General features: G+C 64.1%; 16 protein-coding genes. 4 read left to right on the top strand and 12 right to left on the bottom strand.

Features of this window, described 5'->3' with window-relative positions; translation table 11 throughout:
- Positions 1 to 5: 5 nt before the first annotated feature.
- From odhB to RX329_RS01870, 9 genes are all read right to left on the bottom strand, one after another.
- Complete coding sequence (odhB, locus tag RX329_RS01910; RefSeq protein ID WP_026233886.1) at positions 6 to 1241, bottom strand: 2-oxoglutarate dehydrogenase complex dihydrolipoyllysine-residue succinyltransferase; 1236 nt, start codon at positions 1239 to 1241, stop codon at positions 6 to 8.
- A 179-nt stretch (positions 1242 to 1420) separates the two neighbouring features.
- A complete protein-coding gene (locus RX329_RS01905) occupies positions 1421 to 4390 on the bottom strand; it encodes a 2-oxoglutarate dehydrogenase E1 component (RefSeq protein WP_085348693.1) in 2970 nt (989 codons plus the stop codon).
- Positions 4391 to 4527: 137 nt separating this feature from the next.
- Positions 4528 to 5412: a succinate--CoA ligase subunit alpha gene (gene sucD, locus RX329_RS01900; RefSeq protein WP_007604325.1), complete on the bottom strand. Its 885-nt coding sequence runs from the start codon at positions 5410 to 5412 to the stop codon at positions 4528 to 4530.
- A gap of 34 nt (positions 5413 to 5446) precedes the next feature.
- The gene (locus tag RX329_RS01895; RefSeq protein ID WP_007604324.1) at positions 5447 to 5926 is read right to left on the bottom strand and encodes a DUF1579 family protein; all 480 of its coding nucleotides are present in this window, start codon (positions 5924 to 5926) and stop codon (positions 5447 to 5449) included.
- A 4-nt stretch (positions 5927 to 5930) separates the two neighbouring features.
- The gene (sucC, locus tag RX329_RS01890; RefSeq protein ID WP_027566399.1) at positions 5931 to 7127 is read right to left on the bottom strand and encodes an ADP-forming succinate--CoA ligase subunit beta; all 1197 of its coding nucleotides are present in this window, start codon (positions 7125 to 7127) and stop codon (positions 5931 to 5933) included.
- 220 nt (positions 7128 to 7347) lie between these two features.
- Positions 7348 to 8316, bottom strand: coding sequence for a malate dehydrogenase (mdh, locus tag RX329_RS01885; RefSeq protein ID WP_007598869.1), 969 nt, complete (start codon positions 8314 to 8316; stop codon positions 7348 to 7350).
- Between the two features lie 183 nt (positions 8317 to 8499).
- The gene (gene zapE, locus RX329_RS01880) at positions 8500 to 9684 is read right to left on the bottom strand and encodes a cell division protein ZapE (RefSeq protein ID WP_085358295.1); all 1185 of its coding nucleotides are present in this window, start codon (positions 9682 to 9684) and stop codon (positions 8500 to 8502) included.
- Between the two features lie 217 nt (positions 9685 to 9901).
- Positions 9902 to 10438 (bottom strand): RNA 2',3'-cyclic phosphodiesterase, encoded by a 537-nt coding sequence (gene thpR, locus RX329_RS01875; protein ID WP_007598862.1) that lies wholly within the window; start codon positions 10436 to 10438, stop codon positions 9902 to 9904.
- Positions 10439 to 10612: 174 nt separating this feature from the next.
- On the bottom strand, positions 10613 to 11248 hold the full coding sequence (locus RX329_RS01870) for an arylesterase (protein WP_026233885.1): 636 nt from the start codon (positions 11246 to 11248) through the stop codon (positions 10613 to 10615).
- A 55-nt stretch (positions 11249 to 11303) separates the two neighbouring features.
- Here RX329_RS01870 and RX329_RS01865 point away from each other — a divergent pair, with 55 nt between their 5' ends.
- The 4 genes from RX329_RS01865 to RX329_RS01850 all read left to right on the top strand — a co-directional run bounded on the left by RX329_RS01865 (position 11304) and on the right by RX329_RS01850 (position 16414).
- Positions 11304 to 12026 carry an ABC transporter ATP-binding protein gene (locus RX329_RS01865; protein WP_018459825.1) on the top strand — a complete coding sequence of 241 codons (723 nt, stop codon included), beginning with the start codon at positions 11304 to 11306 and terminating at the stop codon, positions 12024 to 12026.
- Positions 12023 to 14593, top strand: coding sequence for an ABC transporter permease (locus RX329_RS01860; RefSeq protein WP_085348696.1), 2571 nt, complete (start codon positions 12023 to 12025; stop codon positions 14591 to 14593). Before RX329_RS01865 ends, RX329_RS01860 begins: the two co-directional genes overlap by 4 nt.
- A 270-nt stretch (positions 14594 to 14863) precedes the next feature.
- Positions 14864 to 15655 carry a Bax inhibitor-1/YccA family protein gene (locus tag RX329_RS01855; RefSeq protein WP_007598855.1) on the top strand — a complete coding sequence of 264 codons (792 nt, stop codon included), beginning with the start codon at positions 14864 to 14866 and terminating at the stop codon, positions 15653 to 15655.
- 228 nt (positions 15656 to 15883) lie between these two features.
- Positions 15884 to 16414, top strand: a complete 531-nt coding sequence (locus RX329_RS01850; protein ID WP_085348697.1) for a GNAT family N-acetyltransferase — start codon at positions 15884 to 15886, stop codon at positions 16412 to 16414.
- A 92-nt stretch (positions 16415 to 16506) separates the two neighbouring features.
- On the opposite strand, the gene RX329_RS01845 is transcribed toward RX329_RS01850, so the two are convergent.
- From RX329_RS01845 to acnA, 3 genes are all read right to left on the bottom strand, one after another.
- On the bottom strand, positions 16507 to 16875 hold the full coding sequence (locus RX329_RS01845; RefSeq protein ID WP_018459822.1) for a DUF2794 domain-containing protein: 369 nt from the start codon (positions 16873 to 16875) through the stop codon (positions 16507 to 16509).
- Positions 16876 to 17467: 592 nt separating this feature from the next.
- Positions 17468 to 18244: a DUF1223 domain-containing protein gene (locus tag RX329_RS01840; protein WP_085348698.1), complete on the bottom strand. Its 777-nt coding sequence runs from the start codon at positions 18242 to 18244 to the stop codon at positions 17468 to 17470.
- A 234-nt stretch (positions 18245 to 18478) separates the two neighbouring features.
- Entirely contained in the window at positions 18479 to 21199 is a 2721-nt protein-coding gene (gene acnA, locus RX329_RS01835; protein WP_018459820.1) for an aconitate hydratase AcnA, read from the bottom strand.
- Positions 21200 to 21394: the final 195 nt, after the last annotated feature.

The following is a 21394-nucleotide window of genomic DNA, read 5'->3' as shown; positions in this document are numbered from 1 at the left end:
AGCGATCAGAGATCGAGCACCAGGCGCGCCGGATCTTCCAGGCTCTCCTTGACGCGAACCAGGAAGGTCACGGCTTCCTTGCCGTCGATGACGCGGTGATCGTAGGACAGCGCCAGATACATCATCGGGCGGACCTCGATCTTGCCGCCGACGACCATCGGCCGCTCCTGGATCTTGTGCATGCCGAGGATGCCGGACTGCGGCGCATTCAGGATCGGGGTCGACATCAGCGAGCCGTAGATGCCGCCATTGGTGATGGTGAAGGTGCCGCCCTGCATCTCGTCGATCTTGAGCTGGCCGTCGCGGGCGCGGCGGCCGAAATCGGCGATGCCCTTCTCGATGTCGGCGATCGACTTGTTGTCGCAGTCGCGCACCACGGGCACGACGAGGCCCTTGTCGGTGCCGACGGCGACGCCGATGTGATAGTAGTTCTTGTAGATCAGATCGGTGCCGTCGATCTCGGCGTTGACGGCCGGGATGTCCTTCAACCCCTGGACGACGGCCTTGGTGAAGAAGCCCATGAAGCCGAGCTTCGAGCCATGCTTCTTCTCGAACGCATCCTTGTAGTGAGCACGCAGCGCCATGACGTTGGTCATGTCGACCTCGTTGAAGGTCGTGAGCATCGCGGCGGTGTTCTGCACGTCCTTGAGGCGGCGCGCGATGGTCTGGCGCAGCCGGGTCATCTTGACGCGCTCTTCGCGGGCGGCGTCATCGGCCGGCGACGGTGCGCGGACCTGAACCGCTGCGGCCGGCTGGTTGACGGGGGTCGGCGCCGAGGCCGCACGCTCGATCGCGGCGAGCATGTCGCCCTTGGTGACGCGCCCGTCCTTGCCGGAGCCGGGAACGGTCGAGGCGTCGACGCCGGTCTCGGCCGAGAGCTTCCGCACGGAGGGAGCGAGCGGCGCATCGGCCGGTGGCGCCTTCGCCGCGGCGGGAGCAGCAGCGGCCGCAGGAGCGGCAGCCGCGGGCTTCGCGGGCGCAGCTGCCGGCTTGGCAGCGCCGGCGGCGCCTTCGGTAATCTGGCCGAGCAGCGCGCCGACGGCGACGGTGGCACCATCGGCGGCGATGATCTCGCTCAGCGTGCCGGCGGAGGGCGCCGGGACTTCGATGGTGACCTTGTCGGTCTCGAGCTCCACCAAGGGCTCGTCGACGGCAACGGGATCGCCGGCCTTCTTGAACCAGCGGCCGATGGTGGCCTCGGTGACGGATTCGCCGAGGGTCGGCACACGAATTTCAGTCATGGTCTTTTCCTTAAGGAGATCGCCAATGCGGACATAGGTGCAGATGTCAGCGCCCGCGGATGCGGGCGATCCAGTACGCCGTGACAGTCGTGATAGAGACGGGCGGCGCGGAATACTGGATCCCCCGCCCCAGTGCGCAATTGCGCACAAGGCGGGGCATGACGAGGTGTAAAAACTTCTCAGCTCAATGCTTCGTCCAGGAACGCCTTCAGCTGCGCCTGATGCTTCGACATCAGACCCGTGGCGGTCGCGGCGGAGGCGGCGCGGCCGACATAACGCGGACGCCGGCTCGCACCGTTCACCTGGTTCAGCACCCATTCCAGATAGGGCTCGATGAAGTGCCAGGCACCCATGTTGCGCGGCTCTTCCTGGCACCACACCACTTCGGCCTTCTTGAAGCGCGACAGTTCGGCCACCAGCGCCTTGAGCGGCACCGGATACAGTTGCTCGACGCGCATCAGGTAGATGTCGTCCATGCCGCGCTTCTCGCGCTCCTCGTAGAGGTCGTAATAGACCTTGCCCGAGCAGAGCACGATGCGGCGGATCTTCTCGTCGGGAACGAGCTTGATCGCTTCGCTCGGCAGCATCTGGGCGTCGTCATAGAGGATGCGGTGGAAGGTCGTTCCCTTCGCGAGCTCCTCGAGACGCGACACCGCCCGCTTGTGACGCAGCAGGGACTTCGGCGTCATCACGATCAGCGGCTTGCGGATCTCGCGATGAAGCTGCCGGCGCAGCACGTGGAAGTAGTTCGCCGGCGTGGTCGGATAGACCACCTGCATGTTGTCTTCCGCGCACATCTGCAGATAGCGCTCCAGACGCGCCGAGGAGTGCTCCGGTCCCTGGCCTTCATAGCCGTGCGGCAGGAGGCAGACGAGGCCGGACATGCGCAGCCATTTGCGCTCACCCGAGGAGATGAACTGGTCGAACACGACCTGCGCGCCGTTGGCGAAGTCGCCGAACTGCGCTTCCCACAGGGTGAGCGTGTTCGGCTCGGCGAGCGAATAGCCGTATTCGAAGCCGAGCACGGCTTCTTCCGACAGCAGCGAGTTGATGACCTCGTAATGGCCCTGCTCGTGACCGAGATGGTTGAACGGCGTGTAGCGGCTCTCGTCTTCTTGATCGATCAGGACCGAGTGGCGCTGCGAGAAAGTGCCGCGCTCCGAATCCTGTCCGGACAGGCGGACATGGTGGTTCTCGTTGAGCAGCGTGCAGAACGCCAGCGCTTCGCCGGTCGCCCAGTCGATGCCCGTGCCGCCGTCGATCGCCTTGGCGCGGTTTTCTAGGAAGCGCTGGATCGTGCGGTGGACGCGGAAACCGTCCGGCACCTTGGTGATCTTGCGACCGATGTCCTTCAGGGCGGCGATGTCGACGCCGGTGACGCCACGCCGCGCATCTTCTTCCTGATCGGCGATCTTGAAGCCGGCCCATTTGCCGTCGAGCCAGTCGGCCTTGTTGGGCTTGTAGCCGGAGCCGGCTTCGAGCTCGGCATCGAGCCGCGCGCGCCAGTCGGCCTTGGCCTTCTCGACCTCGCCCTCGGTCAGCACGCCTTCGCTGATGAGGCGGCGGGCGTAGAGCTCGAGCGTCGACGGATGGGCCGCGATCTTCTTGTACATCACCGGCTGCGTGAAAGCCGGCTCGTCGCCCTCGTTATGGCCATGCCTGCGGTAGCAGAACATGTCGATGACGACGGGCTTGTGGAATTTCTGGCGGAACTCGGTCGCGACCTTGGCCGCGAACACGACGGCTTCCGGATCGTCGCCGTTGACGTGGAAGATCGGCGCGTCGATCATCTTCGCCACGTCGGACGGGTAAGGCGACGAACGGGAATAACGCGGATAGGTGGTGAAGCCGATCTGGTTGTTGACGATGAAGTGCACGGAGCCGCCGGTGCGGTAGCCCTTCAGGTCCGACAGGCCGAAACATTCCGCGACCACGCCCTGGCCGGCGAACGCGGCGTCGCCGTGCATCAGGAGCGGCATCACCGAGATGCGCATATCCGGCGGATCGCCGTGCTGGTCCTGCTTGGCGCGGACTTTTCCAAGCACGACGGGATCGACGATCTCCAGATGCGAGGGGTTGGCGGTCAGCGACAGATGGATGCGGTTGCCGTCGAACTCGCGGTCCGAGGACGCGCCGAGGTGATATTTGACGTCGCCCGAGCCTTCGACCGCATCAGGATTGGCCGAACCGCCCTTGAACTCGTGGAACAGCGCGCGATGCGGCTTGCCCATCACCTGGGTCAGCACGTTGAGGCGGCCGCGATGCGGCATGCCCAGCACGACCTCCTTCACGCCGAGATTGCCGCCGCGCTTGATGATCTGCTCGAGCGCGGGGATCAGCGATTCAGCACCGTCCAGGCCGAAGCGCTTGGTGCCGGTGAACTTGGTGTCGCAGAATTTCTCGAAACCTTCGGCTTCGACCAACTTCATCAGGATGGCACGGCGACCTTCGCGGGTGAACGAGATTTCCTTGTCCGGCCCCTCGATCCGCTCCTGGATCCACGCCTTCTGCGCCGCGTTGGTGATGTGCATGAACTCGACGCCGAGCGTCTGGCAGTAGGTGCGCTCGCAGATCGCGGTGATTTCGCGCAAGCTGGCGTATTCGAGACCGAGCACATGGTCGAGGAAGATCTTGCGTTCGAAATCGGCTTCGCTGAAGCCGTAGGTCCGCGGGTCGAGCTCTTCGCGATTGCGCTGGGCTTCGATGCCGAGCGGATCGAGCTTGGCGTGGAAGTGACCGCGCATGCGGTAGGACCGGATCAGCATCAGGGCCCGGACCGAGTCGCGGGTGGCCTGGAGAAGGTCGGCGGAGGAGAGGCCGCCGCTCTTATCGCCGGCCTTGGCCTGCGCCTTGGCCGCGATCTTGGCTCCGACCGTCTTCTCGACTTCCGCCCAATTGCCGTCGAGCGCGGAGGTCAGATCATCCTGCGGGGTCAGCGGCCAGTTGGCGCGCTCCCAGGACGGGCCTTGGGCGTTCTTGCTGATGTCACCCGGCTGGTCGTTGAGGCTCTTGAAGAAGTCCTGCCACTCGGCATCCACCGAGGACGGGTCCTTCTCGTAGCGGGCGTAGATTTCGTCGATGTAGGTGGCGTTGGTGCCCTGCAAAAAGGAGGAGAGGGCAAAGGCTGCGTTCGCGTCTTGGCGAGACATACTTGAGTTCCTGGCGATTTCGGTTCGCGCATAACAAACGGCGCTGGCGCTGGGCTCCCCGGCAGAGGACCAGCGCGACAGGCACCATTTACCCTATTTGCTGCGAAACTTCGCCCGGAAAATTGCGAAGGTGTGAATCAAGCTTTCAATTTTTCGGCAAGCGTGTGGCCGAGGCGCGCGGGAGATGGCGACACTGTAATTCCAGCCGATTTCATCGCGTCGGTCTTGGAACCGGCGTCGCCCTTGCCGCCCGAAATGATCGCACCGGCGTGGCCCATGCGACGGCCGGGAGGGGCCGTGACACCGGCGATGAAACCGACCATCGGCTTCTTGCGGCCGCGCTTGGCCTCGTCCTTGAGGAACTGGGCGGCGTCCTCCTCGGCGGAACCGCCGATCTCGCCGATCATGATGATCGACTCGGTCTTGGGGTCGCCGAGCAGCATTTCCAGCACGTCGATAAACTCGGTTCCCTTGACCGGGTCGCCGCCGATGCCGACCGCGGTGGTCTGGCCGAGGCCTTCCTGGGTGGTCTGGAACACGGCTTCGTAGGTCAGCGTGCCGGAGCGGGAGACGATGCCGACGCTGCCGGTCTTGAAGATGTTGGCTGGCATGATGCCGATCTTGCACTCGCCGGCGGTCATGACGCCCGGGCAGTTCGGCCCGATCAGGCGCGACTTGGAGCCGGCCAGCGAACGCTTCACCCTGACCATGTCGATGACCGGGATACCTTCCGTGATGCAGACGATCAGCGGGATCTCGGCGTCGATGGCTTCGCAGATCGCATCGGCCGCGCCCGGCGGCGGCACATAGATCACCGATGCATCGGCACCGGTCTTCTCACGCGCCTCGCGCACGGTGTCGAACACCGGCAGCCCCAGATGCGTCGCGCCGCCTTTGCCGGGCGAGGTGCCGCCGACCATCTTGGTGCCATAGGCAATCGCGGCCTCCGAATGGAAGGTGCCGTTCTTGCCGGTAAAGCCCTGGCAGATGACCTTGGTGTTCTTGTCGATCAGGATGGACATGAGGTCTGCTTTCGCGAAACTAACGAGTGAGAGGTCAGTGGATGCGGCGGTAGACGCCGGTGAGCACGTCGGCCCAGCCTTCCGCGTCCGGCGAGAACTGGATCTTCAACGAATAGGAATCGTCGTCGATGATTTCATAGACGTGGCGCGCATTGCCGCGGAGCGAGCCGCGCACCAGCGTCAGGGTCTTGCCGACCCACCCGCCGGAGGCGGGCGAGGGCGGCGTGTAGCCGAGCGAATCGTACCAGAACAATTTGTAGGTCCGGTCTTCGCGGTCGAAGGTGAAGATGCCGTGGGTGGCGAAGCTCTGCTTGCCGTCGCGGGTCTGGACCGAGTCCTGGATCAGATAGAAGCCATTGAGATCCATGTGGGCCACGACGCGAGAAGTCGCCGTTCCACCCTCCGTCCACCGCGACGGAAAGACCACCTCTTCGCCATTCCATTCACCGGCGAACGCGGCAAGACGCGCGTGCTCCGGCAGCGGGGATGATGCAGCGAGATGGTCCTGGGTCATGGCCTCAGCCTCCCTTGACGGCCTTCACGATCTTCTGCGCGGCGTCGTCGAGATTGTCAGCCGGCACCACGTTCAGGCCGGATTCACGGATGATCTTCTTGCCCAGCTCGACATTGGTGCCTTCGAGGCGAACCACCAGCGGCACGCTGAGGCCGACTTCACGAACGGCGGCCGTGACGCCCTCGGCGATCACGTCGCACTTCATGATGCCACCGAAGATGTTGACCAGGATGCCCTTCACGTTGGGATCCGCGGTGATGATCTTGAAGGCGGCCGCGACCTTTTCCTTGCTGGCGCTGCCGCCGACGTCGAGGAAGTTCGCCGGCGCCATGCCGTAGAGCTTGATGATGTCCATCGTCGCCATCGCGAGACCGGCGCCGTTGACCATGCAGCCGATATTGCCGTCGAGGGTGACGTAGTTGAGGTCGTATTTGGACGCCTCGATTTCCTTGGCGTCTTCCTCGGTCTCGTCGCGCAGCGCGAGCACCTCGGGGTGACGAAACAGGGCGTTGTCGTCGAACGACACCTTGGCGTCGAGCACGCGGAGCTGGCCCTGCTTGGTCACGACGAGCGGGTTGATCTCCAGCATCGACATGTCCTTCGCGACGAAGGCCGCGTAGAGCTGCGCGGTGAGCTTCTCGGCCTGCTTGGCGAGATCGCCGGAGAGTTTCAGCGCGTTCGCGACGGTGCGGCCGTGATGGCCCATGATGCCGGTCGCGGGATCGATCGAGAAGGTCACGATCTTCTCAGGCGTGTTGTGCGCGACGTCCTCGATGTTGACGCCGCCCTCGGTCGACACCACGAAGGAGACGCGAGAGGTCTCGCGGTCGACCAGGATCGAGAGGTAGAATTCCTTGTCGATGTCGGAGCCGTCCTCGATGTAGAGGCGGTTGACCTGCTTGCCGGCGGGGCCGGTCTGGATGGTGACGAGCGTGGCGCCGAGCATCTGCTTGGCGAATTCGGAAACTTCCGCGGCCGACTTGGCGATGCGGACGCCGCCCTTGTCGCCGGCCGAGGCTTCCTTGAACTTGCCCTTGCCGCGGCCGCCGGCGTGGATCTGGCTCTTCACGACCCAGACCGGGCCCGGGAGTGCCTTTGCCGCCGCGTCCGCATCAGCGGCCTTCAGGACCGGAACGCCCTTGGAGATCGCGACACCGAACTCGTTCAGCAGCGCTTTGGCCTGATATTCATGGATATTCATATGGTCGCTCCCTGAACCCGCGGGCGGTGACCTCGTAGGCCCACCTCAGTCTTGTGGCTGGCATACCATATACCACAGGAACTGCAACCCGGATTCTCTGACATCGATCTCTGGACTGCCAATCCGGAGCCCGCCCCGTCCTCTACAAGAGTTGCAGCGCGGGCCCGGAAGTGAAACCGCCGAAGACCGGTTTTTCGATCTTCGGCGGGGAATGTTGGGTTTAGCGGCCCAGAAGATCGGGCGCGATCTTCTTGCAGGCGTCAACCAGACCCTGCACTGCGCCGACCGACTTGTCGAAGGCTTCGCGGTCCTTGCCGACGAGCTCGATCTCGACGACGCGCTCGACGCCCTTGGAGCCGATCACGACGGGCACGCCGACATACATGTCCTTCACGCCGTATTCGCCGTTCAGGTAGGCGGCCGAGGCCAGCACGCGCTTCTTGTCACGCAGATAGCTCTCGGCCATCGCAATCGCGGAAGCCGCCGGAGCATAGAAGGCCGAGCCGGTCTTGAGCAGATTGACGATCTCGGCGCCGCCGTTGCGGGTGCGGTCGACGATCTCGTCGAGGCGCGCCTGCGAGGTCCAGCCCATCTTGACGAGATCGGGCAACGGGATGCCGGCGACGGTGGAGTATTTTACCAGCGGCACCATGGTGTCGCCATGGCCGCCCAGCACGAAGGCGGTGACGTCTTCGACCGAAACGTTGAACTCGTCGGCCAGGAAGTAGCGGAAGCGCGACGAATCCAGCACGCCGGCCATGCCGACGACCTTCTTGTGCGGCAGGCCGCTGGCCTTCTGCAGGGCCCAGACCATCGCGTCGAGCGGGTTGGTGATGCAGATGACGAAGGCGTCGGGAGCGTACTTCTTGATGCCGGCGCCGACCTGTTCCATGACCTTGAGGTTGATGGAGAGGAGGTCGTCGCGGCTCATGCCGGGCTTGCGCGGCACGCCGGCGGTGACGATGCAGACCTTGGCGTTGTCGAGCGCCTCGTAGGAGTTCGCGCCGGTGTAGTGCGCGTCAAAGCCGTCGACCGGCGAGGACTGCGCGATGTCGAGCGCCTTGCCCTGCGGCACGCCCTCGGCGATGTCGAACATCACCACGTCGCCCAGCTCTTTCAGGCCGATGAGATGAGCCAGCGTTCCGCCGATCTGACCGGAGCCAATCAAAGCAATCTTGTCGCGCGCCATGTGAGCCTGTCCTTTAGACACGTAAGGAGGGGAAAACTGAGACGGGTGGTTATCCCTTTCGCCTCCCCCGTTCAAGTCACGGGTTGCCCAATTGTCGGGCTTGCCGCGTATTCAAGCGCAACCTTGTCATTCCGGGGCTTGGGGAAGCGCCGAGCCCGGAATGACAGCGCTGGCAAATAGGACTTAAGTCTCGACCAAGCCCTTGGTCGAGCCGCTGGCGGTGGAATCCTTGCGGCCGTGAGGCAGCGCCAGATAGGATTCCGAGCTCATTTCGATCAGGCGCGACGCGGTGCGCTTGAACTCGTTGGCCTCGTTGCCCTCATTGGCAAGATAGAGCGAGATCGGGTTGGCATCGGCGGAGGCCATCAGCTTCACGGCATTGTCATACAGCGTGTCGATCAACGTGATGAAACGCTTGGCGGCGTTGCGCTGGGAGAAATCCATCACTGGAATATGGTCGACCAGGATGGTGTGATAGTCGTGCGCCAGCCTCAGATAGTCGGATGCCCCGAGCGGCTTGTCGCAGAGATCGGCGAACGTGAAGCGCGCCACGCCGTGGGCCGAGCACGGCACGTGCAGGATGCGGCCCTTGATCGAAATATCGCGCGACTTGCATTTGGCGCCGCCTGACATCTTCGACCAGGCGCGGTCGAGCGCGGCGTCCGCCTCGGTGTCTGCCGGCGTCAGCCACATCGGGACGCCCTGAAGTTTTTCCAGCCGGAAGTCGGTGCGCGCGTCGAGCCGCAGCACGTCCATGTGGTCGGTGATCTGCCTGATGAAGGGCAGAAACAGCGAACGGTTCAGGCCGCCCTTGTAGAGGTCGTCAGGCGCGACGTTGGAGGTCGCGACCACCACGGTGCCGAGCTCCAGCAGCTTTGCGAACAGGCGGCCCAGGATCATCGCGTCCGCGATGTCGGTGACGTGGAATTCGTCGAAACAGAGCAGCCAGCTCTCCTCGAAGATCGCATGCGCGGTCAGCACGATGACGTCGCCGTCGCCAATCTCGCCGCGCGCGATGCCCTGGCGATAATCGTAGATGCGCTCGTGCACCTCGGCCATGAATTCGTGGAAATGCGCGCGCCTCTTGTGCTCGACTGTCGAGTGCTGGAAGAACAGATCCATCAGCATGGTCTTGCCGCGGCCGACCTCGCCATGGACGTAGAGCCCGTGCGGCGCCTCGTCCTTGTCGCTGCTGAACAGGCGGCTGAGCAGGCCCTGCTTGCGCGGCGGCTTGTAATCGGCGAGCCGCTGGTCGAGCGCGGCATAGGCGTCGGCGATTTCGGCCTGCGCAGCGTCGGGCTCGATCGCGCCGGACGCGATCTGGGCCTGATAGGCCTCGCGGAATGAGGAACTGGGGGTCGAGAGCATGCTCTTTACCGCCAGAGATGAGCGGAAATTGCAAGCCGTGAATTGGGGCGGGGCGCTATGCATTCCGTGTCCCGGACGCGCTGCGGCACGCAGTGACGCTGCGCAGAGCCGGGACCGACTGTTTCGTACAGGACCGTTCGTCTATCGCCGCGTAATGGGCCCCGGCTCTGCAGCGCACCGCTTCGCGCTGCGCAGCGTCCGGGGCACGAGAGCTTCGCTACTCACACAGCTCGTAGGCGTCCTCGACCACATACGGGCCGCCGCCGGTTGAGGCGCGGGACGAGAACAAAACAAACCGTTCGGCCGTGAATGCCTTGCTGGGAAAATAGCCACGCAGCGAGAGATAATCGGCGACGTCACGGTCGGTGGCGTCGTGCAGCCGGGCCAGCGTGACATGCGGTATGAACTTGCGGCCTTCCGGGTCGAGGCCGATCCGCTGCATCAGGCGCTCGAGCTCGGCCTGCAATTCCATCAGCGGCTTGCTCGGCACGATGGTGGCGACCACCGCGCGCGGCTTGCGTCCGCCGAAACTCTGCAAACCCTGCACCTTGACCTCGAACGGCTTACGGTCGACGCGAAACAGCATCGAGGCGATTTCGTTGGCGGACATGCCATCGATATTGCCGATGAAGCGCAGGGTGACATGGTAATTTTCGGGATCGATCCAGCGGGCGCCGGGAAGGCCGCCCCGCAAATTGGAAAGCGATTGGCCAATCTCGGCCGGAATTTCCAGACCAGTGAACAAACGCGGCATCGTTTCGCACTCCCGATGCTTGGGCATGATCCCAGGGCAAGATCATATCCAAATTTTAGAGCCGGCGACGAATCACCGGTACCCTAATTCCTATCGCAGTTGTGTGACCCTGCGAAGCATCGCGCGCCTTACTCCGGTAAAACCCTGGGAATTACGGTTAGCGTTGCCTGGTTTTCAACGCCGTTGCTCAGCGATGGTGCCAAGGAATGCCTCAACCGTAGGCAAGATATTCTTGACGATGATATCGACGCCGGCCGCGGTCGGATGAATGCCGTCGGCCTGGTTGAGCTTGGCATCGGCCGCGACACCATCGAGAAAAAACGGATAGAGCGGCACGCCGAATTTTTTCGCCAGATCCGGATAAATCGAATTGAAGCGCGCAGCATAATCCGCGCCGTAATTCGGCGGCGCCAGCATGCCGCACAGCATCACCGCGATCTTGCGCGCCTTGAGGCGCTGGACGATCTCGGTCAGCGCGGTGCGGGTCAAATCGGGATCGATGCCGCGCAACGCATCATTGGCGCCGAGCTCGATGATCACACCGTCGGTTCCGTCAGGGACCGACCAGTCGAGCCGGTCACGGCCCCCCGAGGAGGTGTCGCCGGATACCCCGGCATTGGTCATGCCGACCTCTATGCCTTTGTCTTGTAAAGCTTTTTGAAGCTTTGTGGGGAACGCTTCCTGGGCCGGGAGGCCAAGACCCGCGCTCAGGGAATCGCCGAGAACCACCAGCTTGATCGGTTTCGCCGCCTCAGCCCATGCCGGATTTGCGACGGTCATCAAAGCGAACATCAACACGGCTATGTGCATGAACAATCCGTAACGCCTCTCGACCGCGCGGGCGGAGTTGCCATATGACCGGACCATGGACACTCGCATCTCTTCCTCTTCGCTCGCCGACAGTTCGGCCGACACCATCGCCATCTCCAACGTCAATCTGTCATTGGGTACGGGCGCGGCACGCGTTCACATCCTCAAGGATATCAGCTTGCGCGTGGGCCGGAGCGAGACGATCGGCCTGATCGGCCCGTCAGGTTCGGGCAAATCCACGCTGCTGATGGTGATGGCGGGGCTGGAGCGTCCTGATAGCGGAGAGGTGGTGGTCAACGGCACGCCTTTCAATGCCCTCGACGAGGACGCACTGGCCCGCTTCCGCGGCCGCCAGGTCGGCATCGTCTTCCAGTCCTTCCATTTGATCCCGACCATGACCGCGCTGGAGAATGTCGCGGTGCCGCTCGAGCTTGCGGGCAATCCCGACGCCGCAAAGCGCGCGGCGCAGGAGCTGCAATCGGTCGGGCTCGGCGACCGTCTGCATCATTATCCGACCCAACTCTCCGGCGGCGAGCAGCAGCGCGTGGCGCTGGCCCGCGCACTGGCACCCGATCCAGCGATCCTCGTCGCCGACGAGCCGACCGGCAATCTCGACGAAGCCACGGGACAACAGATCGTCGACCTCCTGTTCAGCAAGCATGCCGAGCGCGGCATGACGCTGGTGCTGGTCACGCACGATTCTTCGCTCGCGCAGCGCTGCGATCGCGTGATCCGCCTCCGTTCGGGGCGCATCGACACGCAGTCGGCGCCGGCATGAGTGCTGCTGCCGCACCGTTTGCGAAGCCCAACGGCGTCGCGCTGTCGCTGCGTTACGCGCTGCGCGAATTGCGCGGCGGCCTGCGCGGCTTCTACGTCTTCATTGCCTGCATCGCGCTCGGCGTGATGGCCATCGCTGGCGTCGGCTCGGTCTCGGCGAGCCTGAGCGACGGCCTCGCCCGCGAAGGCCGTACGCTGCTCGGCGGCGACGTGTCGTTCGTCCTGTTTCAGCGCGAGGCGAAGCCGGAGGAAGTCGCCTTCCTGCGTTCGCGCGGCACCGTCTCGAGCGCCGCCACACTGCGCGGCATGGCGCGCTCGGCCGAGGGCAAGCTGGCCCTGGTCGAGATGAAGGCGGTCGACGACTCCTATCCGATGCTGGGCCAGCTGACGCTGGCGCCGCCGCTGCCGATGTCCGAGTTGCTCGCGGAGCGCGACGGCGCGTTCGGCGCGGCCGCCGATCCGACACTGCTGGCGCGGCTGTCGCTCAAGACCGGCGATCGCGTCACCGTCGGGGCTGCGACGTTCCAGATCCGCAGCGCCGTCGAAGCCGAGCCCGACAAGCTCGCAGGCGGCATCGGCTTCGGCCCGCGCTTCCTGATCAGCGAAGCGGGCCTGCGCGCGACAGGGCTCGTCCAACCCGGCAGCCTGGTGCGCTGGGTCTATCGTGTGAAGCTGCCGGAGATCGCCAACGACGAGCGCGCCACCGACGCCTTCATCGCGGACGCCCGCAACGCCGCGCCGCAGGCCGGCTGGGAGGTCCGCAGCCGCTCCAATGCCTCGCCGCAGCTCGAGCGCAACATCAACCGCTTCACGCAGTTCCTGACGCTGGTCGGCCTCGCCGCGCTGCTGGTCGGCGGCGTCGGCGTTGCCAATGCCGTCAAGGCCCATATCGACCACAAGCTCGAGGTGATCGCGGCCTTCAAGGCCGTCGGCGCCACCGGGCGCGACGTGTTCGGCATCTATCTCGCCCAGGTTCTCCTGCTCGCCGCGATCGGCTCAGTGATCGGCCTCGCACTAGGCGCCGCCATGCCGTTCGCGATCGTCGGCCTATTCGGCAAGCTGCTGCCCCTGCCGGTGGTGCCGGCGGTGCATGCCGACGAGCTCGCGCTGTCGTTCGTCTACGGGCTGCTCACGGCGCTTGCCTTCGGCCTGTGGCCGCTCGGGCGAGTGCACGACGTGCCGGTGGCGGCGCTGTTCCGCGACACCATCAGCTCCGAATGGCATCGGCCACGCTGGAGCTATCTCGTCTTCATGGCCGTCGTGATCGCGCTGCTCATCGCGGTCGTGATCGGGCTGTCCTTCGACAAGCGCATCGCCGCGGTGTTCGTGGCCTCCTCCGTGGTCGTGTTCGCGCTGCTCCGCGGCATTGCCGCCCTGCTGATGACTATCGCGCGGCGGCTGCCGCGCACGCGATGGCCGATGCTGCGACTTGCGATTGCCAACATCCACCGGCCGGGCGCGCTGACGCCCTCGGTCGTGCTGTCGCTCGGGCTCGGGCTCGCCGTGCTCGTCACCATCACCCAGATCGACGGCAATCTGCGCCGGCAGTTCCTGGCGGCGCTGCCCGAGCACGCGCCATCGTTCTTCTTCATCGACATTCCGAGCACGCAGGCCGAGCAGTTCAACACATACCTGCGCCAGATCGCCCCTGGCGCGAAAGTCGACGACGTGCCGATGCTGCGCGGACGGATCGTCGGAGCCCGTGGTGTCCGCGCCGAGGAGCTCAAGCCCAGCACCGATTCCGAGTGGGTGCTGCAGAGCGACCGCGGCCTGACCTATACCGCCGAGCTGCCGAAGGGCTCCAAAGTGGTCGAGGGCGAGTGGTGGAGCGCCGATTATTCCGGCCCGCCGCTGGTTTCGATGGAGAAGAAGATCGCGGACGGACTCGGCCTCAAGGTCGGCGACGAGGTCGTGGTCAATATCCTCGGCCGCGACATCCCCGCGAAGATCAGCAATCTGCGCAGCATCGACTGGCAGGGCCTCGGCATCAATTTCGTCCTCGTGTTCTCGCCGAACGCATTCAAGGGCGCGCCGCACACCCACATCGCGACGCTGACGGAAGCCGGCGGCGATGCGGCCGGCGACGGCAAGATCATCAAGGAGGTCGCTGACGCCTATCCGATGGTGACGAGCGTGCGCGTGCGCGAGGTGATGGAGACGGTCGGCTCGGTCGTGACCAACCTGGCGCTCGCGATCCGCGGCGCCAGCGCGGTGACCCTGATCTCGGCGATCCTGGTGCTCGGCGGCGCGCTCGCCGCCGGCCATCGCCACCGGGTCTACGATGCGGTGATCCTCAAGACCCTGGGCGCGACCCGGCTGCGGCTGCTCGGCGCCTATGCGCTCGAATACCTCCTGATCGGGCTTGCCACCGCGGTCTTCGGCGTTTTCGCCGGCAGCGTCGCGGCCTGGATGATCGTGACCCGGCTGATGACCCTCACTTTCGTCTGGCAGGGCGGCAGCGCAGCCGGCGTGGTCGCGGCTGCCTTGGTCGTCACGGTCGGCCTCGGGCTCGCCGGCACCCTGCTGGCGTTGAACAAAAAGCCCGCCACGGTGTTGCGGAATTTGTGACAAATGGTAGCGGGCGGCGGCACGGGAGCGAAATCGCACGATTCCAGCGATTAACCACGTCCGCTCGTCTGGATTGCAGGTAAGGGCGACATTCAGCCGCGCGTGGACGGTTGCAGCGAATGTGTTAGTTTCCCACATATCGAATGGGTTCGGAGCCCCGATTGTTAGCCAAAATTTAGTCGGCAGACATCGGTATCCGAGATAGAATTTGACGAACCGGCGGCATGGCGACCCTCATGCCGGACCGGACCAACCAACGGGAATTCGACCATGTCGGACCTAGACCGCAATTACGCTTCTCCTTTCGGCAGGGCCGCCGGGCGTGTTGACGCCGCGACGGTCGATGCCGGCCTGCGCGCCTACATGCTGCGCATCTACAACTACATGAGCATCGGCCTGGCCATCACCGGCCTTGCCGCCCTCGGCGTCTACATGGCCGCCGTGACGGACGTTCCGACCCCGGAAGCCGTGCGGGTCGGCAAGCTGTTCCTGACGCCGTTCGGCTACGCGATGTTCGTCAGCCCCCTGAAGTGGCTGTTCATGCTCGCGCCGCTCGCCATGGTGTTCGTGATCTCGGCAGGCATCAACCGGCTCGCTCCTTCGACCGCCCAGATCCTGTTCTGGGTGTTCGCGGCACTGATGGGCGTCTCGCTGTCCTCGATCTTCCTGGTGTTCACGCACACCTCGATCGTCCGGGTGTTCTTCATCACCGCGGCGACCTTCGGCGCGCTCAGCCTCTACGGTTACACCACCAAGCGTGACATGAGCGGAATGGGTTCGTTCCTGTTCATGGGCCTGATCGGCATCGTCATCGCGAGCCTGGTGAACCTGTTCCTGGCGAGCTCGGTGCTGCAGTTCGTCGTGTCGGTGGTCGGCGTGCTGGTGTTCGCGGGCCTCACCGCCTGGGATACCCAGCGGCTGAAGAACGACTACATCTACGGTTACGCTTCGGCCGGCGGTGACATCGCAGAGCGTGCGGCCATCACCGGCGCGCTGTCGCTGTACCTGAACTTCATCAACTTGTTCACGCTGCTCCTGCAGCTCCTCGGCCAGCGCGACTAAGCGCCAGCCCAGAGTGGACGACAGCAACCCCCGGCCGAGAGGCCGGGGTTTTTGTTTGGGGCGAGCCTCTCAACACCCACCGTCATTGCGAGCGCAGCGAAGCAATCCAGAGTCCCTCCGCTGGTGCATTTCTGGATTGCTTCGTCGCAAGGGCTTCTCGCAAGGACGGAGTATGAGGAAGCACGGTTGCCTCTTCCAGCCGCCCCGGGAAGGCTCTAATCTTGCGGCATGTCCGCACCCGATATCAGGCCCACCACCGAGGCCGACCTCCCCGCCATCACGGCCATCTATCGGCAGGCTGTCCGCGAGGGCACCGCGACGTTCGAGCTGGAGCCGCCCGACCTTGCCGAGATGACGCGCCGCTACCGCACGCTGATCGATGGCGGCTACCCCTATTTCGTCGGCATCCTCGACGGGCGCGTCGCCGGCTACGCCTATGCCGGTGCCTACCGGCCCCGCCCGGCCTACCGCTTCACGGTCGAGAACTCGATCTATCTCGATCCATCCTTCCACCGCCGCGGCATCGGGGCGCTCCTGCTGGAGCGGCTGATCGTCGAATGCGAGGCACGCGGCTTCCGTCAGATGATCGCGGTAATCGGGGATTCCACCAATGCCGGCTCGATCGGCGTGCACACCAGGGCCGGCTTCAAAATGATCGGCACGCATCCCAGCGTCGGGCTGAAATTCGGCCGCTGGCTGGACACGGTAATGATGCAGCGGAGCCTCGGCGAGGGCGCCAAGAGCGTGCCGGGGAAGTAAGGCCCGTAGCCCGGGTGAGCGAAGCGATACCCGGGAACGCTGCAAGCAAAGACCCGGATGTCGCTACGCTCATCCGGGCTACTGGATCCCTGCTACACCACCGCCAATTTGCGATCGATCACCAGGAGCACGCGCTCCAGTTCGTGGCCGCGGCGCAGGATCAAGCCCGTCGCCGAGATCACGCTGTACATGCCCTGCTTGCGCGCGAGGCGCGGATCCTTCTCGATACGATAGATCGGCACTTCCGAGGCGCGGCGAAAGACCGAGAACACAGCGCGATCCCTGAGGAAGTCGATGGCATAGTCGCGCCACTCGCCTTCGGCAACCATCCGGCCGTAGAGATTGAGAATACGGTGCAGCTCGAGCCGGTTGAACGTCACGCGGCTCAGTTGCGCATTCGAAGCGGCGGGGCGCGCCGCCGCACGCTGTTCGCTCGGATCGGTATCCTCCGACAGACTCATAGGCCGCCTCCTGTCGCATCAGCATGACCGCGTCCGGGAAGACCGTCCCTCGACCGCGGATCATGACGGTTGCATGATCGCGCCAACTGTTCCCCACCGCAAGGGCCCTTGGAAGGACCTTGGAATCGGAGCCAATCCGCCCACACGCAGCGGTGGAACTCTGTCGCGGCAAACCGTCACGGGATCGTTAGCAGGAATCATAGTGTCGCCGCTTTTCCGCCAAGCGACTGCCGCCCTGCGTTGCGAAAAGACCTATGTGCGTTGACCCGGTCCTTTCGGTTCCGGATTCCTCAGCCCCCAGCCCCCCGGGGCCGTCAGGATCGGGTCTGTTCGCACGACAAGGAGGGCCAACGCGAGTTGGTCCTTTTTTGTTTGAGTCGATTTGTTTGGGTCGGGATGTTTCTGCCTCGACGGATATCTCACCATCTCAGCAAAAACTCTTTCCCCTCATCCTGAGGAGCCGCGAAGCGGCGTCTCGAAGGATCGAGGCCGAGCTGCCTCAGCAGGGCCTGCATGGTTCGAGACGGCGCTGACGCGCCTCCTCACCATGAGGATTGAGAGTGTGCTTGAGTCGGAAGATTCGAAGTGCGCGTCAGTGCAGCGACGTATACGCCGCGCCCAGCATCGGGCCCGGTCTCTCCCGGCTGCCGTCCTGGACATAGACCACGGCACCGTCGACGCCGTCACGCGTGAGGTTCTCGATCGGCACCGTCCAGCTTTCCGGGCGGCCGGTCCAGTCGCCTACCTTCAGCAGATTGCGCACCACGTTGTGATAGATGACCTGCTGTCCGCGATTTTCGCCGCGACTGATCGCGATCGGCACCGACTTCGCAATCGAGCAGATCCAGACCTCGCCGTGGGACGCCGTCGGCTCCTTGCTCGCGGCCACCGAGACGTTGATCTGCTTGCCCGCGAGCGACATCGTCACCGGCACGCTCATCACACCAGTGCCCGTCTCGGTTTTGCCGATGGCGCTTTCGATGCCGGTGCGGTCGCTGCCGACGACATGCGTGGAGCCGTTGACCACGACCTGCGGCGTGTAGACTTCGCGGTCGCCGCGCATGCGCGAATACGCACGCTGCCGTGCAGAGAAGCGCGAATCGGCCAATGTGTCCTTCCAGCCGAGATAGTCCCAATAGTCGATCGGCATGCTCAGCGCGATGATCGAGGGATCGCGGGCGAGGTCGCCGATGATCTTGTCGGCCGGCGGGCAGGAGGAGCAGCCCTGCGAGGTAAACAACTCGACAACGGCGCGGGGATCAGCCTCGGCAGGGCGGATGACGGCGACGATTGCACAGAGACCAAGAGCTCCCGACCAGAGGGCACCGGACCAGCGTGAAACCAGATGAGAAGCCGTCATTGTTGTCATGTCGAACGCCGCACACCATTGCTCGTGAGAGGGAAATCTTACCGCCGGATGGTCACCGTAATCTTACGGGCCTCACACATTTGTTGTCCGTCCAAGAACCGTACAAGGGGAGGTTCTGTGCCGGGCGGGCCCATCTGAAGCCTGCCGCAAACGCGTGAAGGCGGCCTTGTGATAGGCCGCCTTCGTGTAACCTACTACTCACTTCGCAGTGAGCCACCGTTCACAAATCCGCGCTTACGCCGCGAGCTTGCGTAGTACGTAGTGCAGGATGCCCCCGTTGCGGTAGTATTCGAGTTCGTCCAGCGTATCGATGCGGCAGAGCAGCGAAACGCGCTGCAGCGAACCGTCGCCGGAGACAATCTCCGCGGTCAGCTTCTGGCGCGGCTTGAGGTCGCCAACGAGGCCGCGCAGCGTGACCTTCTCGTCGCCCTTCAGACCGAGCGACGACCAGGAGGTGCCGTCCTCGAAGGTCAGCGGCAGCACGCCCATACCGACCAAATTGGAGCGGTGGATGCGCTCGAAGCTCTGGCAGATCACGGCGCGCACGCCGAGCAGACGGGTGCCCTTCGCGGCCCAGTCGCGCGAGGAGCCGTTGCCGTATTCGGCGCCGGCGAACACCACCAGCGGCACCTGCTCCTGCTGGTATTTCATCGCGGCGTCGTAGATCGACATCTGCTCGCCGTCGGGCCAGTGCTTGGTGAGACCGCCTTCCGGAATATTGCCGTCGGCGCCCTTCAGCATGAAGTTCTTGATGCGGATATTGGCGAAGGTGCCGCGCATCATGACTTCGTGGTTGCCGCGCCGCGTGCCGTACTGGTTGAAGTCGGCCGGACGCACCTGGTGCTCGCTGAGATATTTGCCGGCGGGCGAGGTGAGCTTGATCGAACCGGCCGGCGAGATGTGGTCGGTGGTGATCTTGTCGCCGAACATGGCGAGGATGCGGGCCTCGACGATGTCGGTGACCGGCTCCGGCTCCTTCTTCATGCCTTCGAAATAGGGCGGGTTCTGCACATAGGTCGAACTCATGTTCCAGCGATAGGTTTCGCTCTCGACCGTCTTGATCTTGCGCCAGTTGGTGTCGCCCTTGAACACGTCGGCATACTTCTTCTTGAAGATCGACGCGGTCACGAACTTCTTCATGAAGGCGTTGATCTCCTTGGTCGTCGGCCAGATGTCCTTGAGGTAGACCGGCTTGCCGTCCTTGCCTTCACCGAGCGGCTCGACGGCGAGGTTCTTGGTGACGGTGCCCGCGAGCGCGTGGGCGACCACGAGCGGCGGCGAAGCCAGATAGTTCGCCTGCACGTCCGGCGAGACGCGGCCTTCGAAGTTGCGATTGCCGGAGAGCACCGCAGCCGCGACGATGCCGTTGTCGTTGATCGACTTCGAGATCTCCTCGGGCAGCGGACCGGAATTACCGATGCAGGTGGTGCAGCCGAAACCGACCAGGTTGAAGCCGACCTTGTCGAGATCGGCCTGGAGACCGGAATCGGCGAGATAGGCCGCCACCACCTGGCTGCCCGGGGCGAGCGAGGTCTTCACCCACGGCTTTGCCTTGAGGCCCTTCGCGGCGGCGTTGCGCGCCAGAAGACCGGCGCCGATCAGCACGCTCGGGTTCGAGGTGTTGGTGCAGGAGGTGATCGCGGCGATCACGACGTCGCCATGGCCGATGTCGAAGTTCTTGCCGTCGACGGCGAAGCGCTTCCCCGGCTCCTCGGCCTTCTTGTATTCGCTGGCGAGCGCGAGCGAAAAGCCCTCGGCCACGGACGGCAGCGCAATGCGGCCTTCGGGGCGCTTCGGGCCGGCCATCGAGGGCACGACATCACCGAGGTCGAGCGTCAGCGTTTCCGTGAACACCGGATCGGGCGACTTGGCGGTACGGAACAGCCCTTGCGCCTTCGCATAGGCCTGCACCAGCGCGACGCGCGCCGAGGCGCGGCCGGAGGTCTTGAGATAATCCAGTGCGGCGGCATCGACCGGGAAGAAGCCGCAGGTCGCGCCATATTCGGGCGCCATGTTGGCGATGGTTGCCTTGTCTGCGACCGAGAGATGGTCGAGGCCGGGGCCGAAGAACTCCACGAACTTGCCGACGACGCCGAGCTTGCGCAGCATCTGCGTCACCGTCAGCACGAGGTCGGTCGCGGTGACGCCTTCCTTCATCGCGCCCTTCAGCTTGAAGCCGACGACGTTGGGCAGCAGCATCGATAGCGGCTGGCCGAGCATGCAGGCTTCCGCCTCGATGCCGCCGACACCCCAGCCGAGCACGGCAAGGCCGTTGACCATGGTGGTGTGGGAATCGGTGCCAACCAGCGAGTCGGGATACGCGACCTCGAAGGTGCCGGTCTTCTTGCCGACCGTCATCTTCTCCTTCTTGGTCCACACCGTCTGGGAGAGATATTCGAGATTGACCTGGTGGCAGATGCCGGTGCCGGGCGGCACGACGGAGAAGTTCGAGAACGCCTTCTGGCCCCATTTCAGGAACTCGTATCGCTCCTGGTTCTGCTTGTATTCCTCGGTGACGTTCTTGCCGAAGGCCTTGTTGTCCCCGAAGAAGTTCACGATCACGGAGTGGTCGATGACGAGATCGACCGGCACCAGCGGATTGATCTTCTCGGCGTCCCCCCCGAGCTTCTGCATCGCGTTGCGCATCGCGGCGAGATCGACCACGGCGGGCACGCCGGTGAAGTCCTGCATCAGCACGCGCGCCGGGCGGAAGGCGATCTCATGCTCCAGCGACTTCTTGCGCAGCCACTTCGACACCGCAACGATGTCTTCCTTCTTGACCGAGCGGCCGTCCTCGTTGCGGAGCAGGTTCTCGAGCAAAACCTTCATCGAGTAGGGGAGTTTCGAAATTCCCTTCAGACCATTCTTCTCGGCCGTGGGCAGGCTGTAATAGACATAGGTCTTGGCGCCGACCTTGAGGGTCTTTTTGCATTTGAAGCTGTCGAGCGAGGTCATGTAGGAAATCCCAATTGTCAGTTATACCCGGCAGGGTATTTTAACACCGTCAGCGTAGGCAGGCTGAGTCACTTGCAGGGGCAGGTTGAGTTGCTGCATCAAGTAGTTCCGGGCTTATAGAAGCTTTCTAACCGCGCCGCCACAGCCACAATCGTGCCGCGGCAATCCGCGAGCCAAAAATTCCCATACGCTACC

Origin of the sequence: Bradyrhizobium sp. BWC-3-1 (assembly GCF_032917965.1) — a bacterium.
GTDB classification, from domain to species: domain Bacteria; phylum Pseudomonadota; class Alphaproteobacteria; order Rhizobiales; family Xanthobacteraceae; genus Bradyrhizobium; species Bradyrhizobium canariense_D.
This window is presented reverse-complemented; position numbering and strand designations above follow the sequence as displayed.